Below are 22050 nucleotides of genomic sequence, written 5' to 3'. Positions count from 1 at the left end.
TCTAACGGATCCTCAAGTCTGACTGCCCCCGTTCGGGTGGCACCTCCCGCGGGGCGCTTCTTGGCAGGGCGGCTTGTGGTCTACTTGCATCGGGCTTGGCCCACAGTTGCTGGCAATGGGGGATTTCATGTGGCGTTTGCGATGGGCACGGCGGCATGCCGCAATATTGGTTACCGTTGTGCTGGGGGTCACACTCATTCCCGGTGGCGCGGCGTTCGGCCTCGGTGGTGAGCAGGTTGTCAGTGCGACGCCGCTGGGCGACGGGGCGCTCGAGAATGACATGGTCATGCCCGAAGACCTGGGGTTGCCGGCTGCTTCGGACGCTCCTGCACCGAATGGTGCACTCGAGTTCCCCACCGGTGCGCTGGCTCAGTGGAGCCACACTGTGGATGTGGCGGTTGTTATGGCTGCCGGCGGGAGCGGCGCGACGACGATGCCCGACGATGCCAGCATCCGTGCACTGGTCACAGAGGTCGGTGCCTACTGGAAGTCGCAAACGAACGGCCAGGTTGCCTCGATCACGGTGAACCCGACCATCATGAGGTTTGACAGCGCGCAGTTCTGCGGTGACGTTCGCGGCTTGTGGGATGAAGCCGCGGTCAAATTTGGCAAGAGCACCGATGAATACGTGCTCTCCCCGAGTTCAGAGCATTTGCTGGTGTTCGTACCCAATAACTGCCCGGTGCAGGCTGCGGGCACGGGAAGCATCGGCGCCAACTGGGGCGCGACCGGGACGGGAAACGGCGGCGGTCTCTGGCTTGAGGACAATTTCGAGTACAACTTCCCGATCCTGGCACATGAATTCGGCCATAACCTGGGCCTCTGGCACTCGAACGTGCTCCACTGCCAGGATTCGCGCATCGCGGAGGGCTCCTTCGGCTGCAGCGATCAGGAGTACGGCGATGTCTACGACATCATGGGCTCAAGCTACAGTTCCGAGGGCCGCATACCTGCTCTGAACTCGACGTATAAGCACCTGCTCAACGTCACAGCCTCCGGTGAGGAGCAGGCAGTGGGCCTGCCCAGCGGAGGATCTTCCGGTGAGATCACGACGACTCTGGCCTCGACGGGGCAGCCGTCAGGGCGGCGCGCATTGAGCATCACCGACCCGCAAACCGGCAGCGTCTATTCCGTGGAGTTCCGTGGCGGTGATGGATTCGATCTGGACGCTCGATATGCAACCGACTACGGAGTTGCGAGCAGAGCCGGCATCGGCGTTCGGGTGCTGACCACTCGCGGCGCGTACTCCTGGGTTCTGCAAACCTTTGACCCCTCGATTGAGGGGTTCCGGAGAATGTATCTGAAGGCGGGCGAACGCCTGTCGACGCCTTCGGGTGGCGTCACGGTGAGCGTGGTGAGCGTGAAAGACGGTGTCGCCACCGTCAAGGTCGCGCTCTCGACCACCCCGTCCGCGGCCCCGGCCGTCGACACCGCGGCGCCACAACTGCTGGACTTCACTGTCACTCCCAACGTTGTGACAGCCGGCACCGGCCTGAAGAAAATCACCGTGACCGCCCGAGCAACGGATGACGTGTCCGGCCTGGTTGCGCCGGTCTTCGACCTGCGCCAGGACCTGGGAGACGGATCGACCAGGATCCTGGGTTCGGATTCCAGGATGTCGCTCAGCTCGGGAACCCCGCAGAACGGGATCTACCAGCACACGGTTGAGCTGCAGACCGACTACCTCTCGCCCGGCGCCTGGGAAGTCGCGCTGCGACCGCTGACCGACATGGCGGGCAACGTAGGGAGTAGCGACCCGCTGACCGGATTCCCACATACCCTCACAGTGAGCCCGCCCGCGGTGCCCACGGTGTCTGCGGCGCCGACAAACGTGACTGCGATTGCCGGTAATGCTTCAGCCGTTGTATCCTGGCTTGCACCGGTAGACGACGGAACACCCGTGACCAGCTACACCGTCACCGCGACTCCCGGCGGGGCGACGGTCACCACTCGTGGTGAACTCACCGCCACGTTCACGGGTCTGACCAACGGCACCAGCTACCGGTTCAGCGTGACGGCCGACAACTCGATCGGTGCTTCCGCAGCGTCGGCACCCAGCAACGCGGTGACTCCCGTGCTGCCGGCCCCGGTGATTCCGGAGGTTCCAATCCCTGCGGTACTTCGGCTCTCGGGCGCGGACCGGTTCGCTGCGTCGGCGTCGATCTCAGAGGCGAGCTTTGACCCAGGTGTGGCGGTGGCGTATATCGCGAACGGGTTAAAGTTTCCGGATGCCCTGTCGGGTGCCCCGGTGGCAGGCAAGAACAATGCCCCGGTCTTGTTGGTGACCGCGGATGGTATTCCCGCCACGATTGCAACGGAATTGAAGCGGTTGAAGCCGAAGAAAATCGTGATCCTGGGTGGCACCGCGTCGGTAAACGCCGCGGTGCAAAAATCGTTGCAGGCGTTCGCTTCGGTGGAGCGTTTGGCGGGCGCTGACCGGTTCGATGCGTCGGCGGCGATCTCGGCGGAGAACTTCAGCGAGGGGGTGCCGGTGGCCTACATCGCCAATGGGTTGAAGTTCCCGGATGCTCTGTCGGGTGCCCCTGTCGCCGGAAAGAACAAGGCTCCGGCGCTGCTGGTCACCGCGGACAGCATACCTGCATCGATTACGGCCGAATTGAAGCGGTTGAAGCCGAAGAAGATCGTGGTGCTCGGTGGCACGGCGTCGGTGAGCGCTCAGGTGCAGAAATCGTTGCAGGCCTTTGCGCCGGTGAATGTGCCGGTGGAGCGTCTGGCTGGCGCTGACCGGTTCGACGCGTCGGCGGCGATCTCGGCGAAGAACTTCACCGCGTTGGTGCCGGTGGTTTATATCGCCAACGGGCTCAAGTTCCCGGATGCCCTGTCGGGTGCCCCGGTAGCCGGAAAGAACAAGGCTCCGGTGCTGCTGGTCACTGCGGATGGGATTCCCGCGTCGATTGTGGCGGAATTGAAGCGGTTGAAGCCGGCGAAGATCGTCGTTCTGGGCGGTACCGCCTCGGTGTCTGAAGCTGTTGAGAAACAGTTGGCTGGGTACATCCGCTAAACGGGCCGGGGTGCCCGGATTGGGGGTAGGGCGGTTGCGGGCCCGCCGATACGTTGGGCATATTGGGCTCCCTCTTGGGAACGCTGTGATCGCACCACTGGGGGAGGAAACCCGTGTCGGCTTCTCGCGTCATGACTTCGAGTGTTTCGGATGCTGTGCAGAGCGAGCGGAGGTGGCGGCGGCCCGGTGTCACGTGGATCGCGGTTGTGGCGCTGTTGTGCGGCCTGGTCGGGGCCGGTGCGAGTGTGGGTGGCGACGCGGCGCCTGCGTCGGCCTTCACCGGGACTGCCTCGATCAGTGGAAACGTGAAGGGGCAGGGGTCTCCGAACGTGAACTTGGAGGGTGTCACTGTTTCCCTGGAGACGCCCGTCGGTGAGCAGGTTGGATCTACGACGACGGACAAGGATGGTAATTACCTGCTCTCCGACGTCGCGGCAGGGTCGTTCACGCTCGCTTTCTATGACTCGTCCTCCATGCGGACCTACGCGCAGCAGTGGTGGGACGCGAAGCCGACAGCGAAATCGGCAGTCTTCTTCAACGTCACGGCCGGCCAGGTTGTGTCGGGGAAGAACGCTGTGCTTGAGCAGGCTGCCTCCATCAGCGGGAATGTGAAAGGTGAGGGAGCTCCGAACGTCAACCTCGCTTCCGTTTATGTCTTTGCCGACGCGGCCGATGGGGCGTGGATGGGCGCGGACACCACCGATGCGGATGGGAACTACTCCATCGCTGGGCTGGCTGCGAACTCTTACACGCTCACGTTCCTGACTTACGCGACGGGACTGAATTACGCCGGGGAATTGTGGAACGACAAGCCAACGCGGGCAACCGCTGATTACATCTCCGTCACCGCCGGCCAGGCGCGCATCGTTAAAGATACGGTGCTTGCCGTCGGCGGCATGGTCAGTGGCAATGTGAAGGGACAGGCGTCTCCGAACGTCAACTTGGCGGATGTGTGGGTAGACGCCTACAACTCGGACGAGGAACTCGTCGGTTACGCAACCACAGACGTCAACGGCAACTACAGCATTGCGGGCATCGGAGCCGCAAGCATCACCCTGGTCTTTGACAAGCCGGGCTACGCTCCGGAATGGTGGAACAGCCAGACAACCCGAGCGGCAGCTCAGTTCTTCACCGTTCCGCCCCAGGGCGGCGTAATGGGCAGAGACGCAGTGCTGGCAATCGGAGCTGCAAGCGAGTACAACCTGACGGCGAGCAACGTCAGTACGATCGTCGCGGGCAACGCGGTGACCGTCAACTACGACGCCCACATTTCGGACTTCTGCACCTTTGGCTGGGTTCAGGTGCTGGTGTACCCGGCAGGTGTGGATTCTGAGATTTCACCGGGGCTGAATCTGCCTGGCCTTGGCTGGCAGCGGATCGATTCGAGCGGGCCGCAGTCGATCAACCTGACGCTGCCCGACGCTGGGTCTTACTTTATCGAGTTCCGCAGCGCGCGGGAACGTAATGGGTGCGTTGACGGGCCCGACCTTACCGGGACTGGCCACGCCGGGGCGGACTTTGTCGTGACTCCCGGCGTGGAGCGACTGGCGGGCGCCGACCGGTTCGACGCGTCGGCGGGGATTTCCGCGGCGAACTTCGATCCGGGGGTGTCGGTGGCGTATGTCGCCAACGGGTCGAAGTTTCCGGATGCTTTGTCGGGTGCGCCGGTGGCGGGCAAGGACAATGCCCCGGTCTTGTTGGTGACGGCGGATGGTGTGCCGTCGTCGATTGCGACGGAGTTGGACCGGTTGAAGCCGGGCAAGATCGTGATTCTGGGTGGGGAGGCGTCGGTGAACGCCTCCGTGCAGAGATCGTTGCAGCAATACGCTCCGGTGAACGTTCCGGTGGAGCGGTTGGCGGGCGCGGACCGGTTCGATGCGTCGGCCGCGATTTCGCGGGCAAGCTTCGATCCGGGTGTGTCGGTGGCGTATGTCGCCAACGGGTTGAAGTTCCCGGATGCTCTGTCGGGTGCCCCGGTCGCCGGCAAGAATGGCGCTCCGGTGCTCCTGGTGACATCGGACGGAATTCCGGCCACGATTGCGGCGGAGTTGGCCCGGTTGAAGCCGAAGAAGATTGTGGTGCTCGGTGGTACGGCGTCCGTGAGCTCCGAGGTGCAGGCGTCGTTGCAGGAGTTCGCTCCGGTGAGTGTGCCGGTGGAGCGTTTGGCGGGGGCTGACCGGTTCGATGCGTCGGCGGCGATCTCGGCGAAGAACTTCGCCGCGGTCGTTCCGGTGGTCTACGTCGCTAACGGGTTGAAGTTCCCCGATGCTTTGTCGGGTGCCCCGGTGGCCGGCAAGAACAAGGCCCCGGTGCTGCTGGTGACCGCTGGCAGTGTTCCTGCGTCGATTGCGGAGGAGTTGGCTCGGTTGCAGCCGGCGAAGATCGTTGTTCTGGGTGGCACCGCTTCGGTGTCTGACGCGGTTGCGGCGGAGCTGGCTGCGTACATCCGCTGAGTATCTGGCCTGCCAGCCCAGCCCACAACTGGGCCGGTGGGTCCCCCGTTCGGACCCTTGTAAACTTGAAGCTCGGATTTCAAGGGGTGTGCGCGTGGTCGACCAGGAGCTTCAGCGGGAACAGCAATATGTCGCGAACCTGTATGCGCGTCTCGACGCGTTGCAGCGGGAGGCCGAGCAGCAACTCGTGGCCGTGCGGCGGCTCGACGTGGGCGGCAACCACCAGTCCCGCTCCGAGCGTGACACGTTCGCGCGCCTCTACGAAGACCGCATCGTGCAACTGCGCGAAGTGGATGACCGGCTGGCGTTCGGGCGGCTCGAGGTGGCCGCTGACCCCTCTGACTTTGACTCTTCTTCTTCCGGCTCGACGGATGCCTCCGTCTACCGCTACATCGGCCGACTGGGGCTGCGCGACGAAGACCTGCAGCCCATCCTGCTCGACTGGCGGGTGCCGCAGGCCAGCGCGTTCTACCAGGCCACCGCGGCGACGCCGCTCGGGGCCCGCGCCCGCCGACACCTGCTCTCGAAGGGGCGGGACATCGTGCGCATCGAGGACGAGATCCTCGACGCCACGCTGCTCGAGGGCGATTCGGCAACCCAACACCAGGGGGAGGGAGCACTGCTCGCCGCGCTGACCGCCCAGCGCACCGGGCACATGAGCGATATCGTGTCGACGATCCAGGCGGAGCAGGACCGCATCATCCGTTCAGACCTGAAGGGCGTGCTCGTCGTGCAGGGCGGCCCGGGCACCGGCAAGACGGCGGTGGCCCTGCACCGCGCGGCGTACCTCCTATATACGCATCGCGATCGGCTGAAGAACTCGGGTGTGCTCATCGTGGGGCCGTCGGAGTCTTTCCTGCACTACATCGAGGCGGTGCTGCCGTCGCTGGGGGAGACCGGGGTGGTGCTCGCATCCGTGGGCCAGCTCTACCCGGGCATCGAGGCCACCCGAGAGGATGCCCCGGCCGTCGCCGCGATCAAGGGCCAGACCTCGATGGCCCGGCTCGTTCAGCGTGCCGTGCGCTCGCGGCAGCGGGTGCCGGCGTCGGCGCAGGTGTTGGTTGTGAATGGCGACCGGCTCACGCTCAAGCCGCAGCTGATCGAGACCGCCATTCACCGGGCGCGGGTCAGCGGCAAGCCGCACAACGAGGCCCGGGTCACGTTCGTGAAGCACGCGCTCGCCGCACTGTCGCGGGAGTGGCTCGCGCAGCTGAAGGCGCAGGGCCGGTCGATGGACGACACCGACCTGCCCATGCTGCGCGAAGACCTGCGCCTGGCCGACGACGTGCGGGTGGCGCTGAACACGGCCTGGCTGCCGCTCACCCCCGAGAAGCTCGTGCAAGACCTCTACGCCCGCCCGCAATGGCTGGCGCAGCTCACCCCCACCTGGACGCCTGCTCAGCGCGCGCTGCTGCACCGGCCGCGCGATGCCGAGTTCACCATCTCGGACGTGCCGCTGCTCGACGAGGCGGCCGAGCACCTGGGCGAGTACAACGTGGTCGACGCAGCCCAGAAGCGCGAGCAGAAGGAGCAGCGCAAGCGCGACGTGGAGAACGCCGAGCTGGCCATCTCGAACATGGAGGTGAAGGGGCTCGTGAACGCCAAGGCGCTCGCCGACAACTTCGCCGAGCTGGGCGACCGGGCCACCACGGCCGAGCGTGCCGCGCTCGACCGCACTTGGACCTACGGTCACGTGGTCGTCGACGAAGCACAGGAGCTTTCGCCGATGCAGTGGCGGCTGGTGCTGCGGCGCGGCCCGCTGCGGTCGTTCACGATCGTGGGCGACATCGCCCAGGCGGCGTCGGCCGCGGCCGCGTCGAACTGGCGCGACGCCCTCGAGCCCCTGCTCGGCTCCTCGCTCGAGGCCTCGCGGTGGCGGCTCGAGGAGCTCACCGTGAACTACCGCACGCCGAGCCAGATCGCTTCGGCTGCCGAGTCGATGGCTCTCGCGCATGATCTGCCGATCACGCCGGCGCGGTCGGTGCGGGCGAGCGAGTGGCCGATTGAGACGGTTCCGGATGTTGTTTCGGCCGTGAGGCGGGAACGGTCGCTTGGTCTCGGGGGAACCGTTGCAGTGATCGTGCTGGAGCACTTTCTGGCTGGAGTTGTTGCTTCGCTGGCTGCTGCGTTCGGTACCTTGGGCGTCAGTGTCGGTGTCGGGGCTGCGGGGCTGCTCAAGGATGTGGCGGTGCTCACCCCGCAGGACTCGAAGGGGCTGGAGTTCGACGCCGTGATCGTGGTGGACCCGGCGGGGATCGTGGCGGCGTCTTCGCGCGGGGCCGGGGCGCTGTACGTGGCGATGACGCGGCCCACGCAACGGCTGTACCTCGTGGCGACGGGGGAGTTGCCCGCGGGGCTGTAACCACCGGTGGTTGAGCCTGTCGAAACCCGGCGAGCCACTCTACCGAACCCAGCCACCAGCATCCGTGCCCTCACGCTAACTGCGGACTTTTTTCGCGACACTCCGTTTGTGCGGCCTGGAGAAGCGGCGTGTCTCGAAAATCTCCGCGATAACGTCACGACGACATCTCCCGCCGCGATAATTAGTTTCGAAATTTGAGCAAAATTCTTGACTTGACATTCGTAGTCATTTACAATTGAGGCATGGCTGGAGCCCCCACTCCGCACCACCGAACCGCCTCACCGCAGGCGGTTCTTTCCCCCGCGCAGTCGCCCTTGGCGCAGTCGCCCCTGGTGCAGCAGCTGCAGCAGGTGCGTGATTTGGCGGCGGCCGTGCTTGACACGGTCTCCTTCTCCCTTCTGGGCGAGGCCGATGCGATGGCGGTGCTCGGCACGGTCGAGGACCTCGGCCGCCGGGTCGATGCCGCCAGGGTGGCAGCCGCGGCCGACATGTCGGTGCGGTCCCGGCGCATCCTGGGCCACGAGTCCCTGGCGTATAAGAGCGGGGCCACCAACGGCATCGATCTGATCACCCGCCTGACCCGCGTCTCCTCCCGGGAGGCGAACCGGCGGGTGCGGCTGGGCGAGAACGTGACCGCCCGCCTGGCGGGCACGAGCATGCTGCCGCCGTACTACCCAGCCGTGGCGGCGGCCCTCACTGCCGGTGACCTCGGCGTGGACGCGGCGGAGAACATCGTCACGGCCCTCGATCGGGTTGCGGCCCGGGTCGCGCCCGACGACCTCGGCACCGCCGAGCGGGCCCTCGTGGCCGGTGCCACCGGGGCGATCACCGATGAAACCCGTGGGCTCCCCGGTGAGGGGTTCGCTTTTCCCGCTGACCTGGTGCGTGGCATGGCCGGGCAGTGGCAAGCCCGCCTCGATCCTGACGGCACCGCCCCGACCGAGCCCGTCGCCGAAGCGCGCAGCACCGTCGGGTTCGGGTTTTTCCGTGACGGCCTCTACCCTTTGCGCGGCGGAGTCACGCCTGAGCTGCGCGGCATCATGAACGCGATCTTCGACACCTACCTCTCCGCCCACGCCGCCCCCGCGTTCCCCACCGCGGAGGAGCAGGCCCTGATGGATTCGGGCCAGCTGATCCCGGGAGCCGAGGCCGCGGCCCTCGGCGATGACCGCACCAGCGGCGAGAAGCGCGCCGACATCCTCCGCGGCGTGTTCGAAGCCGCCACCCGCGACACGGGAACCCCGAGCATGGGCGGCGCCGCCCCCACCGTCATGATCCACGTCAACCAGGCCGACCTCACCGCCGGCCGTGGGGTGGGCTGGATCGACGGCGTCGAAGCCCCAGTCTCGCTGACCACCGTGAAGCAGGCCCTCTGCACCGGCGGCTTCCAAGAGATCCGATTCGGGCAGAACAACAAAGTCCTCAGCCTCAGCACCGAGAACCGTTTCTTCAACCGGGCCCAACGCCGCGCCATCACCGCCCGCGACAGCGGCTGCACCATCCCCGGCTGCACCGTGCCACCCGCCTGGTGCGAAGTGCACCACGTGACCCCCTGGCACCGCGGCGGCAAGACCGACATCGACAACGGGGTGCTGCTCTGCTGGTACCACCACCACAGCATCGACACCTCCGGCTGGGAAATCCGCATGATCCGCGGCAAACCCCAAGTCAGGGCACCATACTGCTACGACCCCACCCGCACCTGGCGGGCAGCAGGCGAAAACCGGGCCGGGGGGCGGGCCCCGCACGGGGTTGCTCGGTCCGGGTCTCGACAGGCTCGACCGACGTCGACGTGAGTTCTGGGCATCGGGGCGCCACGGGTCTGCGGGCGCCGTCGCACTGGGGTCTGGGCAGGCACGACGGCGGGGACCCAACCGGCCCGTGGGCATCCGATACCCCGCTGTACACTTTTCAGGACGTCGCGCATGGGTGACGTCAAGCTCCGGGCCACGACTACGGCCTCGAGTAACTGAAAAGGATCCACACTTCACATGACGACACTTCCCCGCCTGGTTGCCTTCGATCTCGACGACACGCTCGCCGCTTCCAAGTCGCCGCTCGACCCACGCATGGCGGAACTCATGGTGAACCTGCTCGGGGTCGTCGACGTATGCGTCATCTCCGGCGGGCAGATCGCCCAGTTCCACATGCAGTTGATCGACAACCTCGACACCGTGAATGAAGACATCCTCTCGCGCCTGCACCTGATGCCCACCTGCGGCACGCAGTACTACCGGCACGCCGACGGCGCCTGGAACCAGATCTACGCCGAATACCTGACCGACGCCGAGAAGACGGATGCCCTCCGCGCCGTCGAGATCTCCGCGCGTTCGCTGGGCTACTGGGAGAGCGACACCTGGGGCCCGATCCTCGAGGACCGCGGCTCGCAGATCACCTTCTCCGCTCTCGGCCAGGCCGCCCCGGTCGCCGCGAAAGCCGCGTGGGACCCCACCGGCGAGAAGAAAAACACCCTGCGCGAAGCCGTGCAGGTGCTGCTCCCCGGCCTCGAGGTGCGCTCCGGCGGTTCCACCTCGGTGGACATCACACGTCGCGGCATCGACAAGGCCTACGGCATGAACAAGCTGGCCGCCCTCACCGGCGTGCCCCTCGACGACATGCTGTTCGTCGGCGACCGCCTCGACGAAAACGGCAACGACTACCCGGTCAAGGTTCTCGGCGTGGAATGCGTCGCCGTGGAGGGTTGGGAAGACACGGCCGCGTTCCTTGAGACGCTGATTCCTCAGCTCGAGGCCGCCGCCGCCGCCTCCTCGGCCGCCGAAGCTTCCGCCTGACGGATGCTGCTCACCGGACCCCGCGATGAACTCCCATATCCGGTGAGGATAGGCCGGGCTATGCTGTCGACACCGTTCTCCCGAGCGGCCACAGGAGGCAACCCGAATGCCAAGCGGAGCCAGCGAACTGCGCCACAAAACCCCCGATCCGGTGCTCGAAGCGCCGCGGAAACGTCATCCCTGGCGCATCACCTTGGGCGTGCTCGTCACGGTTGTGCTGGTCACCATCGCCGCGGGCGGCATCTATGCGTTCAGCCTGACCCGCGCTTTCGACAGTGGCACCGAGAAGATCTCGAACGCCTTCCCCGACGAGGCTTCTCGTCCGCCGACCCATCTGCAGCGGTGGATGCGGTTCCCGACGGGCAGGCGCAGAACATCCTCCTACTCGGATCGGACACCCGCGGCGCCACCGGGAAGGACCTCTCCGACATCCGTGGCGAGCGTTCGGACACCATGATGGTGGTGCACGTGCCGGCCGATCGCAAGAACCTCTTCGCCATGTCGATCCTGCGCGACAGCTGGGTCGAGGTGCCTGGGCACGGGCCGGCGAAGATCAATGCCGCGCTCTCCTGGGGAGGGGTGCCGCTGGCAGTGCAAACCGTGGAAAACCTTCTCGGCACCCGCATCGATCACGTGGCCGTGGTCGACTTCTCCGGGTTCGAACAGGTGACGGATGCCCTCGGCGGCGTCAACGTCGACAACCCGATCGGTTTCGACTCGTACCACCTCAAGGGGCACTTCTTCGGCAAGGGGTTGCAGCACCTGACCGGCTCGGAGGCCATCGCCTTCGCGCGAGAACGGTATGCCTTCCAGGACGGCGACTTCCAGCGGGTGCGCAACCAGCAGCTCATCATCAAGAGTCTGCTTTCCGCCGCGATGCACAGGTCCGTGCTCGCCGATCCGGTAAAGACGTCGGGTTTGCTGGAGACGGTCACGCCCTATCTCGCCGTGGACGACGGCTTCAACTCCGCCTACCTGACGTCGCTGGCCTGGGAACTGCGCGAACTGCGGCAGCCGCAGATCACGTTCTTCACGATGCCGACCGACGGAACGGGAACATCAAACGACGGCCAGTCGATCGTGAACGTGGACTGGGAGGGTCTCGATGCCGTGCGCGAGGGCTTCCAGACCGACACCTTGAGCGCCTACCGGCCGGAGCTGCAGACGATCGGGTAGCGGTGCGGCCGGCTCCGGCCAGCCTCCGGCGGCCTCCGTTCTTCGGCGGCCTCCGTTCTCCGTTCTCCGTTCGCCAGTCGCCAGTCGCCCATCCGTTCGCTGTCGCCCGGCCCCTGTTGAGAACTGTTCCAGGCCGCCATGGTCGGAGACATCCAGCAGCTGGTCCTGGTTCTCGGCATCGTCGTGGCCGCGGCATCCGGCGGCCTGCGGGCCTGGCGACAGGTGGCTTGCAGGGAGACGGATGCCGCGCGCGGCTGTGCGGCCCACGCCGCCGCCGTCCTCGCCCGAGCGGATGCCGCGCGTGGCGACCCGCTTGCCGCCGCACTGGCGGGCCTGTCCGGCATCGAGGTTGCGCTGCTGACGCACTTCACCGCGCCGTGTACCACGATCCTCGCGGCCGTTCTGGTCGAGGTGCTGGTGGCGGGCGCGCCGAGCGGGCGCTGGCAGTGGGGCAACTGAGCGGCGGGGATGCGGCTGCCGCCGTGCGCACGTTGGACGCCCTGGTCATGGTTGCGCCCCAGGGCGTCGCGGTCGCGGTGCAGCATGCGGTTGCGCTGTACGTGTCCGGCGACATTTCCGGTTACGACGTCGCGGTGCGGCGCGCACTCGCGCAGGACCCCTCCGAGCCGACCGCCCTGCGTCTGCGCGACATCCTCTTCTCCCAGTAGGCCCGCCCCTGCTAGTCCCGCCCCACTCGGGTCGGGCTGGCAGCTGCGGCTAACTCAGGAGAAACCCGGCCGAGATCATCCGTCGCCGCGGGTTTCCGGGGGCTGTGCCGGGCATCCAGCCCAGGTCTCCTGAGTTAGCCACCGGTGAGGCCGGTGGCCGGTGCCTCAGCTGGTATAGCTCCTGCAATTCGCGGCCGGAGGGTCACGCCTGGCCGGGCCGGGCACATCCGTCAGAATCTGCGGGTGTTATGCACGCCGGCGGGGGCTAACTCAGGAAAACCGGTCCGGCTGCGGCTTGCGCCCCCGGAATTACACAACGGATACCCAGGCCCATCCCGGATCTCCTGAGTTAGCCACAGAAAGAGCCAGTGCGAGTGCCGATGGGCACCCCGGCGCACACCCGCACCAGCACTGCAGTCCCCGTCAGCGCCCGCGGCCGCCGCGCAACAGAACCAGCCCGAGCACCGTGCCGACCGTGGCCCCGGCCGTGTTTGCGACCACATCGGCGAGGGTGGCGAAGCGGTCCGGCAGGAAGATCAGCTGCCCGAGTTCGATGGCGCAGCTCGCCGCGAATCCGACCAGCACGGCCAGCCCCCACCGTCGTGCGCCGGCCACGAGCACGACGAACAGGCCGACCGGCACGAACAGGGCGATGTTGGCGATGAACTCGACCAGGCCGTAGCGCACCCAGCCGGGCGCGCCGTGTTCCTGCAGCCAATCGATAAGGGCCAGCAGTGAGTCGTAGGCCGCCCGGTCGACCGGCACCGGCCAGAACGCGATGAAGGCCAGCGCGACCAGATAGGTCAGCATGAGCCAGGGCGCCCACCGGCGCAGCCGGGTGTGCGCGGCTCCGCCCGCCGCGGCGGGGCCCGGCGGTGTCGGCGGGGGAGTGCGACTCGCGCCGGTCATGTCTCGCCTCCCGGTACGTCACGGTCGGCAAACCGACGGCGCCGGGACCTGACCGCAACACTGTCGATCTATCTACCGTAGACGCGTCCGCGCACGGTGGCTCGCAAATACGCTCTGAGCCGAAGGATGCCCACCGCCGACCGTTTCCATTCCGGTCGAGAGTGACCGGTAATGCGGGCGCTCTCGACCGGAACGGGCACCCTCACGACGGGAACCGAGCCCTACCGCTCGGCCGACACCCGCTTCGGCAGAACGAACACGAGCAGCAGCGCCAGCACGCTGAACGCGGCGCTCACGCCCATGGCCGCGGTGGCGCTTTCGGTGAAGCCGGCGGCGACGGCCTCCGCGCCGGGGCCGGCCACGACCAGGGTGCCGAAGAAGACGCTGCCGATCACGGCGATGCCCACGGCGCTGCCGATCCGCTGCATGACGCCGACCACGCCGCTGGCCGCACCGGCCTCGGAGCGGTCCACGGTCGCCACGATGAACTGGGCGTTCGGCGCGATGAAGAACCCGCTGCCGAGGCCCGCGATCAGCAGCGGCGGCAGCAGCTCCCAGTTGGTGATCTCGGGGCCGATCAGGAGCAGGGCGAGCCAGATCCAGATCAGACCGACGGTGACCAGGGATACGCCGATCACCAGAACGGTGCGGCCGAGCCGCTGCGCCAGCCGGTTGCTCTGCGAGGCCCCGATGATGGTTCCGATCGCGAACGGGATCGACACCAGCCCCGACTCGAGGGCGGTGTGCCCGAGCCCAGCCTGCCAGAGAATCGAAATGGTGAAGAAGATGCTGGTGAACGCCGCGAAATAGACCAGGGCGAGCACAATGCCGCCGGTGAACGCCGGATGCCGGAACAGCTTCGGCGGCACCAGCGGGCTCTTGCCCCACCGGGTGTAAGCGACCTCCCAGAAGCCGAACGCCACGATCAAAAGCGCGCCCGCGGCGAGGGTCAGGTAGGTCCAGAGCGGCCAGCCCCGGTCCTCACCCTCGATCAGGGGAACGAGCAGCGCCACGAGTCCGGTGGAGATCAGCACCAGGCCCACCCAGTCGATGCCGCCGCTCGGGGTGCCCGGAGCGCGTTCGGAGCCGGCCGGGAGCAGGATCGCCGCCGCGACGAGGGCGACGATGCCGATCGGCAGGTTGACCCAGAAGACCAGGCGCCATCCGTTCTCGTCACCGAAGGCCTCGATGATCAGGCCGCCGACGATCGGGCCGAGTGCCGTGGACACGCCGATCACCGTGCCCATGATCGCGAAGGCCTTGCCGCGGGTGATGGGCGGGAACAGAAGCTGGATCACAGCGGTCACGGCCGGCACGAACATGCCGCCGGCAAGCCCCTGCACGACCCGGGCGATGATCAGCTGCAGATCGTTCTGCGCGAGCCCGCAAGCCAGGCTGGCCAGGGTGAACAGCAGCAGACCGGTGAAGAAGACCCACTTGTGGCCGATGCGGTCGCCGAGCCGCCCGGCCGGGATCAGCGCGATCCCGAAGGCGAGCGCGTAGCCGGAGATGATCCAGGAGAGGGTGGCCTCCGAGGCATCCAGGCTGGTACGGATGGTCGGAAGCGCCACATTCACGATCGTGGTGTCGAGCAGCGCCATGAACATGCCGGCCAGCAGCACGATCAGGGCCTGCCAGGCATGCCGTGGGATAGCGACAGGTGCGGGGAGACCCGGGCTGGAATCGGTCATGACATGATCCTCTCGCGCTTCTGGCCGCGCCGGCCCGGCCGCACCAAACACCAACTACCAAACACCAACTACAAAAACCCCCACTCCGAAGAGTGAGGGTTTTGCATATCTGTCGGGGTAACAGGATTTGAACCTGCGACCTCGTCGTCCCGAACGACGCGCGCTACCAAGCTGCGCCATACCCCGATGGCCCGTAAGCCTTGACAAGTATAACCCCCCGGATGCCCTACCACGACCATCCGGCGCCGAGCCTGCCGAGACCCCTGCTACGCCGCCGTCAGCGTGAGCAGGGTCGCCTCCGGCGCGCAGGCAAACCGCACCGGCGCGTAGATCGACGTGCCGAGCCCCGCGGACACGTTCAGGTACGAGGTGTGCAGTCCGGAGTCCCAGAGGCTGAGGCCCTTGACCTGCTTGCGCGGGATGTCACAGTTGGTGACGAGGGCGCCGTACCGGGGAACGCACACCTGCCCGCCGTGCGTGTGCCCGGCCAGGATCAGCTGGGCGCCATGGTTGACGAACGAGTTGAGCACCCGCTGGTAGGGCGCGTGGGCGACGCCCACCGTGAGCGTCGACCGCGGCGGGGTCGCCTCCTCAGGGTCGGGCCAGTGCTCCTCCGACAACGGATCGTTCGCCCGCAGGTCGTCGATCGCCCGCGTGATCAGGTCGAGGCGGTCGAGCCCGATGTGCGGGTCGTCCACCCCGAACAGCTCCAGATGGGTGCCGTTGATGTCGAGCGCGGCCGCAGCGTTGTCGAGGTCGATCCAACCGAGGTCGCCGAACACCCGGTGCAGGTGAGCGATGTCGAGCTTCTCGTGTAAGGCCGAGCGAAGCGTCGACGGGGCACGGAAATACCGCATCGGGTTCTTCAACTGCGGCCCGTAGTAGTCGTTCGACCCGTTGACGAAGATGCCCGGAATGCCGCGGAACGGTTCGAGGGCATACTCGATCCCGGAAATGCCGTCGGCGTGACCGAGGTTGTCGCCCGTGTTCACGACCAGGTCCGGCTCGAGGTCGGCCAAGCCGCGCACCCAGTCCTGTTTATCCCGCTGCCACGGTGCCATGTGCAGGTCGGAAAGGTGGAGCACCTTGATCGGGGCGGATCCCGGCGCGAGGACCGGAACGAGAACCTCGCGGAGGGTGAACATGCGGCGCTCCACGAGAAAGCCCCAGGCGAACGCGGCGACTCCGGCCGCGGCGACCAACCCGGCGCTGACGGCCAGTGAGGTGCCTGCGGAGTTGGCGCGGGTCATCCGTTGCCCCCGCCGTTTGCGTCGGGTTTCGCGTCGGGCTTCGCGCCGGCGGCAAGCTTGCCGACCACGATCGTGACGGCGCTGCCCGCCGCGGCGCCGGAGCCGGCGGTCGGTGTCATGGAGAGCACCGTGCCGACCTGCTTCGGGTCGGTGACGTCCTGCTCCTGCTTGACGATGCCGAAGCCTGCCAGGGTGGAGGTGGCTTCGGCCTCGGTCTTGCCCACGACATCGGGCACGATCTTGAGCGCGCCGTTGCTGGAGTAGACGGTCACGGTTGATCCGCGGCTGGCGCTGCTGCCGCCGGCCGGGTCGGTGCGGGCCACGGTGCCGGCGGGCATCTCCGAGTCGGTCACACCGCCGTCGACCACGTCGAAGCCGGCCGAGGTCAGGGTGGAGGTGGCGTCGCTCATCGACTTGCCGCGCAGGTCGGGGATCGGAATCTGGACGGCCTGGAGCACCTTGTTGGATGCCTCGGCGAAGGCGTCTCCGCCGTACTTCGCGTTCGCGACGCTCATCACCTCCGGCCACATGCGGTGACGGGCGTCGGAGGCCCTGCCGCCCACCCAGTCGCGGACGAGGCGCTGGTTGATGTCGCCGGTGACGCTGACGACGCCGACCACGGTGGCGACCTTGCTGCTCGCGCCGCTCATCCAGGTGTCCTTGTTGCCGTCGGTGGTTCCGGTCTTGCCGATCATCGGCACCTGCGGGGAGGTCGCGGAATTCGACGCGCGTCCCGTGCCTTCGGTCATCACCTTTTGCATGGCATACGTCATGCCGGCGTCGACCTCAGGGGTGACCGCCTGGGTGCACTTGGTCTTCGGCGGGGTCATGTCGACGCCGTCGCCGCCGACGATCCGGTCGATCACGATCGGGCTGCAGCTGAGGCCGTTGTTGGCGATGCCGGCGAAGGCGATGGCCATGCTGAGCGGCGCGACCTCGTTCGTGCCGAGCACGGCCGAGGGCCCCTTGACGAGTGGCTCCATGTCGGCGCGGCCCACGCCGAAGGCGTTGGCCATGTCTGCGATGCCGCACAGGTCCAGCTTCTTCGCCATGCCGATGAAGCCGGTGTTGATGGAGCCGATCGTCGACTGCAGCGCGCTGTAGTTGGTGCCGGACTCGTTCGCGTCGTTCTTGGGGTCGAAGACGTAGCTCTGGTTGCCCTCACAGCTGTTCTTGAACACGCCCCAGTCGCTCTTGCGGCGGGAGTCGACGCGTTCGTTGAGAGTGTGCCCCTGGGTCAGCCACTCGGCGAGGGTGAAGACCTTATAGGTCGAGCCGGGCTGGAACCCGAGCGAGCCGCCCTCGTTGTAGTTGGTGTTGTAGTTGATGCCCGTGTAGTCGTTGTTGTTATCGGTCACGGCCGGGTCCTGGCTGTAATCCTTGTTCTGGGTCATGGCCAGCACTCGGCCGGTGCCCACCTCGACGCTGGTGATCACACCGCCCACGTCCCAGTCCCCGTACTGCTTCGGCACGTGCTTCTTCATGGTGGTCTCGGCGGCGTTCTGCAGGTCGAGGTCGAGCGTGGTGTAGATCTCGTAGCCGCCACGACGGAAGTTGGCCATGCGGGTGACTTCGTCTTCGCCGAAGGAGGGGTCGTTCCGCAGGGTGTTGACGACCAGGTCGCAGAAGTAGGCGCTGCCGCCGGCTGTCGCACACCCGGTGCTGGGTTCCGTGATGGTGGGCTCGATCACGGTGGCCAGGGCGGCGTCGTGGTCTTCCTGGGTGATCTTCTGGTACTTGAGCATCTCGCCCAGGATGTAGTCGCGGCGTTCCTTGTTGGCGGCATACCCGTTGGCGACGCCGTTGGTTTCGCTGTCCGCGTTGTCGAGCTGGAACTTGACCGGGTTGTTCACGATCGCCACCAGGCTCGCCGCCTGCGCCAGTGACAGGCCCGCGGCGGTGGTGTTGTAGTAGTAGTTGGCGGCCGATTCGATGCCGTAGACCGTGCCGCCGAAACCGGTGATGTTCAGGTACTGGCGAAGGATGTCGTCTTTCGCGTACTGCTTCTCCACGCCGATGGCGAGGCGCATCTCCTTGAGCTTGCGGTCGGGGGTGGTCTCCGTGGCCGTGTCGTAGCAGCTCATGCGCTTCTTTTCGTCGGCCAGAGCCTCGCACTTCTGCACCTGCACGTTTTTCACGTACTGCTGGGTGATCGAGGAGCCGCCGCGCGCGGTGCCGGTGGCCACGGTGCTCACGACGCCCTTGACGGTGCCCTCGAGGTCGATGCCGCCATGCTCATAGAAGCGGGGGTCCTCGCCCGCGATCACGGCATCCTTCACGAACGGGCTGATCGCGTCCCACTCGACTTCCACCCGGTTCTGGTCGTAGAACGAGGCCAGGAGTAGGGGGCTGCCGTCGGCGTTGGTCGCGTAGATGTTGCTCTTCTGCGCCAGCTGGTCGATCGCGAGGTAGTCGGGGAGGCTCTCGAACATGTTGATCGTGTTCGTGGCTGTCATGCCGGAGAGGGCCAGAGCGGGGGTGACAGCGGCGGCGACGAGGACGCCGGCCACGGCGCTCATCCCGACGAAACCGAGGAACCCGCCGAGCGCTCCACTAACCGTACGATTTTTGGCAGACATACTATTTAGACTAAGTGCTAAATCTGGAAAATCGCCTGAATCGGAGCCTTATGCCTGCCTGGGAGTACCTTACGACGCCGCTGATGATTCACAACACAGCTGCCATTTTGAACAATTGGGGCTCGGAGGGCTGGGAGCTTGTGCAGGTCGTTCCCGGACCCGAGGGTGGGCTTGTCGCCTACCTCAAGCGCCCCGTCGCCACCGAAGGAGCCTGAGGCGTGGCGCAGATCGCTGCCCGACTGGCCGAGCTCGGCATCGAGCTGCCGAGCGTCGTGCCGCCCGTGGCCAGCTATGTGCCGGCCGTGGTCTCCGGCTCGCTGGTGTTCACCAGCGGTCAGCTGCCGATGATCTCGGGGGCGCTGCCGGCCACCGGCAAGGTCGGCGACGGCCACGGACTCGTGCCGGCCGCCGACGCCCATGACTACGCCCGGCAGTGCGCGCTGAATGGGCTTGCCGCCATCCAGGCCGCGATCGGATCGCTGGACCGAGTGACGCAGGTCGTCAAGGTCACCGGGTTCGTCGCATCCGACCCGTCGTTCACCGGCCAGCCCGGTGTCGTCAACGGTGCCTCCCAGGTGCTCGGCGAGATCTTCGGCGACAGGGGCGTGCATGCCCGCTCGGCCGTCGGCGTCGCCGTGCTGCCGCTGGATTCCCCGGTCGAGCTGGAGCTCATCGTCTCCTTCGCCTGAGCCCCAGAAAGCGGGCAGGCCCACTGGGCCTGCCCGCTTTCGTGTGTCTACTCGGGTGCGTGTCTGCTCGGGTGCGTGCCCGAGCGAATTGGTTAGACGCCGGTTACTTCAGGGTGGACATGATCGCCGTCATCACCGAGGTGTCAGCGAGGGTGGTGGTGTCGCCGACCTCGCGGCCCTCCGCGACATCCTGCAGCAGACGCCGGATGATCTTGCCCGAGCGCGTCTTCGGCAGCTCGCTCACGATGAAGATCTGACGGGGTCTCGCGATGGCACCGATCTGCTGGGACACGTGCGCCCGCAGCACGGCCTGGATGTCCGCGTGCGAGGACTCCTCCAGGTGGCTGTACTTGATGATGACGAACGCCACCACCGCCTGGCCGGTCGTGTCGTCGTGCGCGCCGACCACGGCCGCCTCGGCGGTCATCGGGTGCGCCACCAGCGACGACTCGATCTCGGCCGTGGACAGGCGGTGCCCCGACACGTTCATCACGTCGTCGACCCGGCCGAGCAGCCAGATCTCACCGTCCCGGTCGAGGCGGGCGCCGTCACCGGCGAAGTAGCGCGGGTTCTCCGAACCGAACTTCTCCCAGTACGTCTCCTTGAAGCGCTCCGGGTCACCCCAGATGCCGCGCAGCATCGACGGCCACGGTTCGGTCACCACGAGCAGGCCACCGTTGTCGCGGCCCACGTGGTTTCCCTCGTCGTCGAGCACGTCGATCACGACGCCGGGGATCGGGCTCTGCGCCGATCCGGGCTTGGTCGTCGTCACACCGGGCAGGGCGGAAATCATGATCGCGCCTGTCTCGGTCTGCCACCAGGTGTCGACCACCGGCGCGACATTGCCGCCGATGACCTCGCGGTACCACATCCACGCCTCCGGGTTGATGGGCTCGCCCACCGAACCGAGCAGGCGCAGGCTGGTCAGGTCGAAGCCCTGCGGGATCTGGCGACCCAGCTTCATGAAGGTACGGATGGCCGTGGGCGCCGTGTACAGGATGCTCACCTTGTACTTCTCAACGATTTCCCACCACCGGCCGGGGTGCGGGGTGTCCGGGGTGCCCTCGAAGAGCACCTGGGTGGCGCCGTTGGCGAGCGGGCCGTAGACCACGTAGCTGTGGCCGGTGATCCAGCCAACGTCGGCGGTGCACCAGTAGACATCCGTCTCGGGGTGCAGGTCGAACACGTTCTTGTGGGTGAAGGCCACCTGCGTGAGGTAACCACCGGTGGTGTGCAGGATGCCCTTGGGCTTGCCGGTGGTTCCGGACGTGTAGAGGATGAACAGCGGGTTCTCGGCCGGGAAGCCCAGCGCCTCATGCTCTCCCGCGACCGAGGCGAGCTCGTCGTGCCACCACAGGTCGCGGTCGAACCACTCCACGAAGCCGTCGGTGCGCTTGACCACGAGCACGTTGCGCACGGTGGTCTCGCCGCCCTCCAGAGCTGCGTCGACGGCCGGCTTGAGAGCGGACGCCTTGCCCTTGCGGTAACCGCCGTCGGCGGTGATCACGAGCACGGCGCTGGCGTCATCGATGCGCGAACGGAGGCTTTCGGCGCTGAAACCACCGAAGATGACCGAGTGCACGGCGCCGATGCGGGCCACGGCGAGCATCGAGATGACGGCCTCCGGGATCATCGGCAGGTAGATCGCGACGCGGTCCCCGGCATTCACGCCGAGTTTTGTCAGCACATTCGCAGCACGCTTTACTTCGGCAGTGAGCTCGGCATATGTGATGTCGCGGGAGTCTCCCGGCTCACCCTCGAAGTGCAGCGCCACCCGGTCGCCGTTGCCGGCCAGCACGTGCCGGTCGAGGCAGTTCCAGGCCACGTTCAATTCGCCGTCTTCGAACCATTTGGCGAACGGTGGATTGGTCCAGTCCAGGGTTTTTGTGAACGGCTTATGCCAGTGCAGAAGCTCGCGGGCCTGATCAGCCCAGAATTTCAAACGGTCGTCCGCGGCGTCCTGATAGATCTGCGGCTTCGCGATGGATTGTGCGGCAAATTCCGGTGTCGGCGGGAATCTGCGGGATTCATGGAGAAGGTTATCGATCTTGACGCTCATACGTATGTCGCTCCTTTGCGATGCGCTGCGTGTATCGGGCGCGATAATCAAGCCCCTCCTGAACCCTACACGGCGACCTGTGTCGCCCAGGTTGCGCAGAATTGCGGCGAGTTCCCACCCCCAATTGTGGTCTCATCAGGCGCCCGGGTTCTGTGTCCTCATTTATGAGGACACAGGGGACTTGCGCATCTGTAATTCCCCTTGTACATTGATTCTCGTCCGAACGAAAGTTTTGACCTGCGGTGTGTCTGGTTCCCCCCAATCAGCGCACGGCCGAGGCGGCACCTGTTCCCCCCAATAGGTGCCGCCCCCCTTTTTTAACCGGTGGTTTTTCGCGGTGGTGCGTCCCGGTCCTCCCCAGTCGGCGGTCGGCTCGGGTTCTCCTCGATCCGGCGCAGGG

15 protein-coding genes and 1 tRNA gene are annotated in these 22050 nt (G+C 66.5%); 10 read left to right on the top strand and 6 right to left on the bottom strand.

The window, feature by feature from the left end; all coding sequences use genetic code 11:
• Nucleotides 1-115 precede the first annotated feature (115 nt).
• The 8 genes from E3O22_RS00940 (at nucleotide 116) to E3O22_RS00905 (ending at nucleotide 12473) form a co-directional block, all read left to right on the top strand.
• Nucleotides 116-3022 (top strand): cell wall-binding repeat-containing protein, encoded by a 2907-nt coding sequence (locus tag E3O22_RS00940; RefSeq protein ID WP_134395668.1) that lies wholly within the window; start codon nucleotides 116-118, stop codon nucleotides 3020-3022.
• Nucleotides 3023-3267: 245 nt separating this feature from the next.
• Nucleotides 3268-5475, top strand: coding sequence for a cell wall-binding repeat-containing protein (locus tag E3O22_RS00935; RefSeq protein WP_166784516.1), 2208 nt, complete (start codon nucleotides 3268-3270; stop codon nucleotides 5473-5475).
• A gap of 88 nt (nucleotides 5476-5563) precedes the next feature.
• A complete protein-coding gene (locus E3O22_RS00930) occupies nucleotides 5564-7837 on the top strand; it encodes an ATP-binding domain-containing protein (protein ID WP_134395666.1) in 2274 nt (757 codons plus the stop codon).
• A gap of 242 nt (nucleotides 7838-8079) precedes the next feature.
• A complete protein-coding gene (locus E3O22_RS00925) occupies nucleotides 8080-9633 on the top strand; it encodes an HNH endonuclease signature motif containing protein (RefSeq protein WP_134395665.1) in 1554 nt (517 codons plus the stop codon).
• A gap of 195 nt (nucleotides 9634-9828) precedes the next feature.
• Nucleotides 9829-10629: an HAD-IIB family hydrolase gene (locus tag E3O22_RS00920; RefSeq protein WP_134395664.1), complete on the top strand. Its 801-nt coding sequence runs from the start codon at nucleotides 9829-9831 to the stop codon at nucleotides 10627-10629.
• A gap of 342 nt (nucleotides 10630-10971) precedes the next feature.
• Nucleotides 10972-11805, top strand: a complete 834-nt coding sequence (locus E3O22_RS00915) for an LCP family protein (protein ID WP_166784515.1) — start codon at nucleotides 10972-10974, stop codon at nucleotides 11803-11805.
• A 138-nt stretch (nucleotides 11806-11943) separates the two neighbouring features.
• A complete protein-coding gene (locus E3O22_RS00910) occupies nucleotides 11944-12264 on the top strand; it encodes a hypothetical protein (RefSeq protein WP_134395662.1) in 321 nt (106 codons plus the stop codon).
• Nucleotides 12252-12473: a hypothetical protein gene (locus tag E3O22_RS00905; RefSeq protein WP_134395661.1), complete on the top strand. Its 222-nt coding sequence runs from the start codon at nucleotides 12252-12254 to the stop codon at nucleotides 12471-12473. Before E3O22_RS00910 ends, E3O22_RS00905 begins: the two co-directional genes overlap by 13 nt.
• A 423-nt stretch (nucleotides 12474-12896) precedes the next feature.
• On the opposite strand, the gene E3O22_RS00900 is transcribed toward E3O22_RS00905, so the two are convergent.
• From E3O22_RS00900 to E3O22_RS00880, 5 genes are all read right to left on the bottom strand, one after another.
• Nucleotides 12897-13382 (bottom strand): VanZ family protein, encoded by a 486-nt coding sequence (locus E3O22_RS00900; protein ID WP_134395660.1) that lies wholly within the window; start codon nucleotides 13380-13382, stop codon nucleotides 12897-12899.
• 221 nt (nucleotides 13383-13603) lie between these two features.
• Complete coding sequence (locus tag E3O22_RS00895; RefSeq protein WP_134395659.1) at nucleotides 13604-15073, bottom strand: DHA2 family efflux MFS transporter permease subunit; 1470 nt, start codon at nucleotides 15071-15073, stop codon at nucleotides 13604-13606.
• 112 nt (nucleotides 15074-15185) lie between these two features.
• A tRNA-Pro gene (locus tag E3O22_RS00890) sits at nucleotides 15186-15259 on the bottom strand.
• An 80-nt stretch (nucleotides 15260-15339) separates the two neighbouring features.
• Nucleotides 15340-16323, bottom strand: a complete 984-nt coding sequence (locus tag E3O22_RS00885; RefSeq protein WP_134395658.1) for a metallophosphoesterase — start codon at nucleotides 16321-16323, stop codon at nucleotides 15340-15342.
• Nucleotides 16320-18902 (bottom strand): transglycosylase domain-containing protein, encoded by a 2583-nt coding sequence (locus E3O22_RS00880; protein WP_134395657.1) that lies wholly within the window; start codon nucleotides 18900-18902, stop codon nucleotides 16320-16322. The genes E3O22_RS00885 and E3O22_RS00880 overlap by 4 nt, the downstream gene beginning before the upstream one ends.
• A gap of 50 nt (nucleotides 18903-18952) precedes the next feature.
• On the opposite strand from E3O22_RS00880, the gene E3O22_RS00875 reads away from it, so the two are divergent.
• Together E3O22_RS00875 and E3O22_RS00870 are read left to right on the top strand one after the other, a co-directional pair.
• Nucleotides 18953-19117 carry a DUF4177 domain-containing protein gene (locus E3O22_RS00875; RefSeq protein WP_134342594.1) on the top strand — a complete coding sequence of 55 codons (165 nt, stop codon included), beginning with the start codon at nucleotides 18953-18955 and terminating at the stop codon, nucleotides 19115-19117.
• Nucleotides 19118-19120: 3 nt separating this feature from the next.
• A complete protein-coding gene (locus E3O22_RS00870) occupies nucleotides 19121-19591 on the top strand; it encodes a RidA family protein (RefSeq protein ID WP_134395656.1) in 471 nt (156 codons plus the stop codon).
• A gap of 103 nt (nucleotides 19592-19694) precedes the next feature.
• Here E3O22_RS00870 and acs read toward each other — a convergent pair whose 3' ends face one another.
• Entirely contained in the window at nucleotides 19695-21650 is a 1956-nt protein-coding gene (acs, locus tag E3O22_RS00865) for an acetate--CoA ligase (protein WP_104170784.1), read from the bottom strand.
• Nucleotides 21651-22050 lie beyond the last annotated feature (400 nt).

This window comes from Cryobacterium sp. TMT2-18-2 (assembly GCF_004402245.1).
Taxonomy (GTDB): Bacteria; Actinomycetota; Actinomycetes; order Actinomycetales; family Microbacteriaceae; genus Cryobacterium; species Cryobacterium sandaracinum.
Note: the sequence above shows the minus strand (reverse complement) of the source record. Positions and strands in the feature narration are given on the sequence as shown.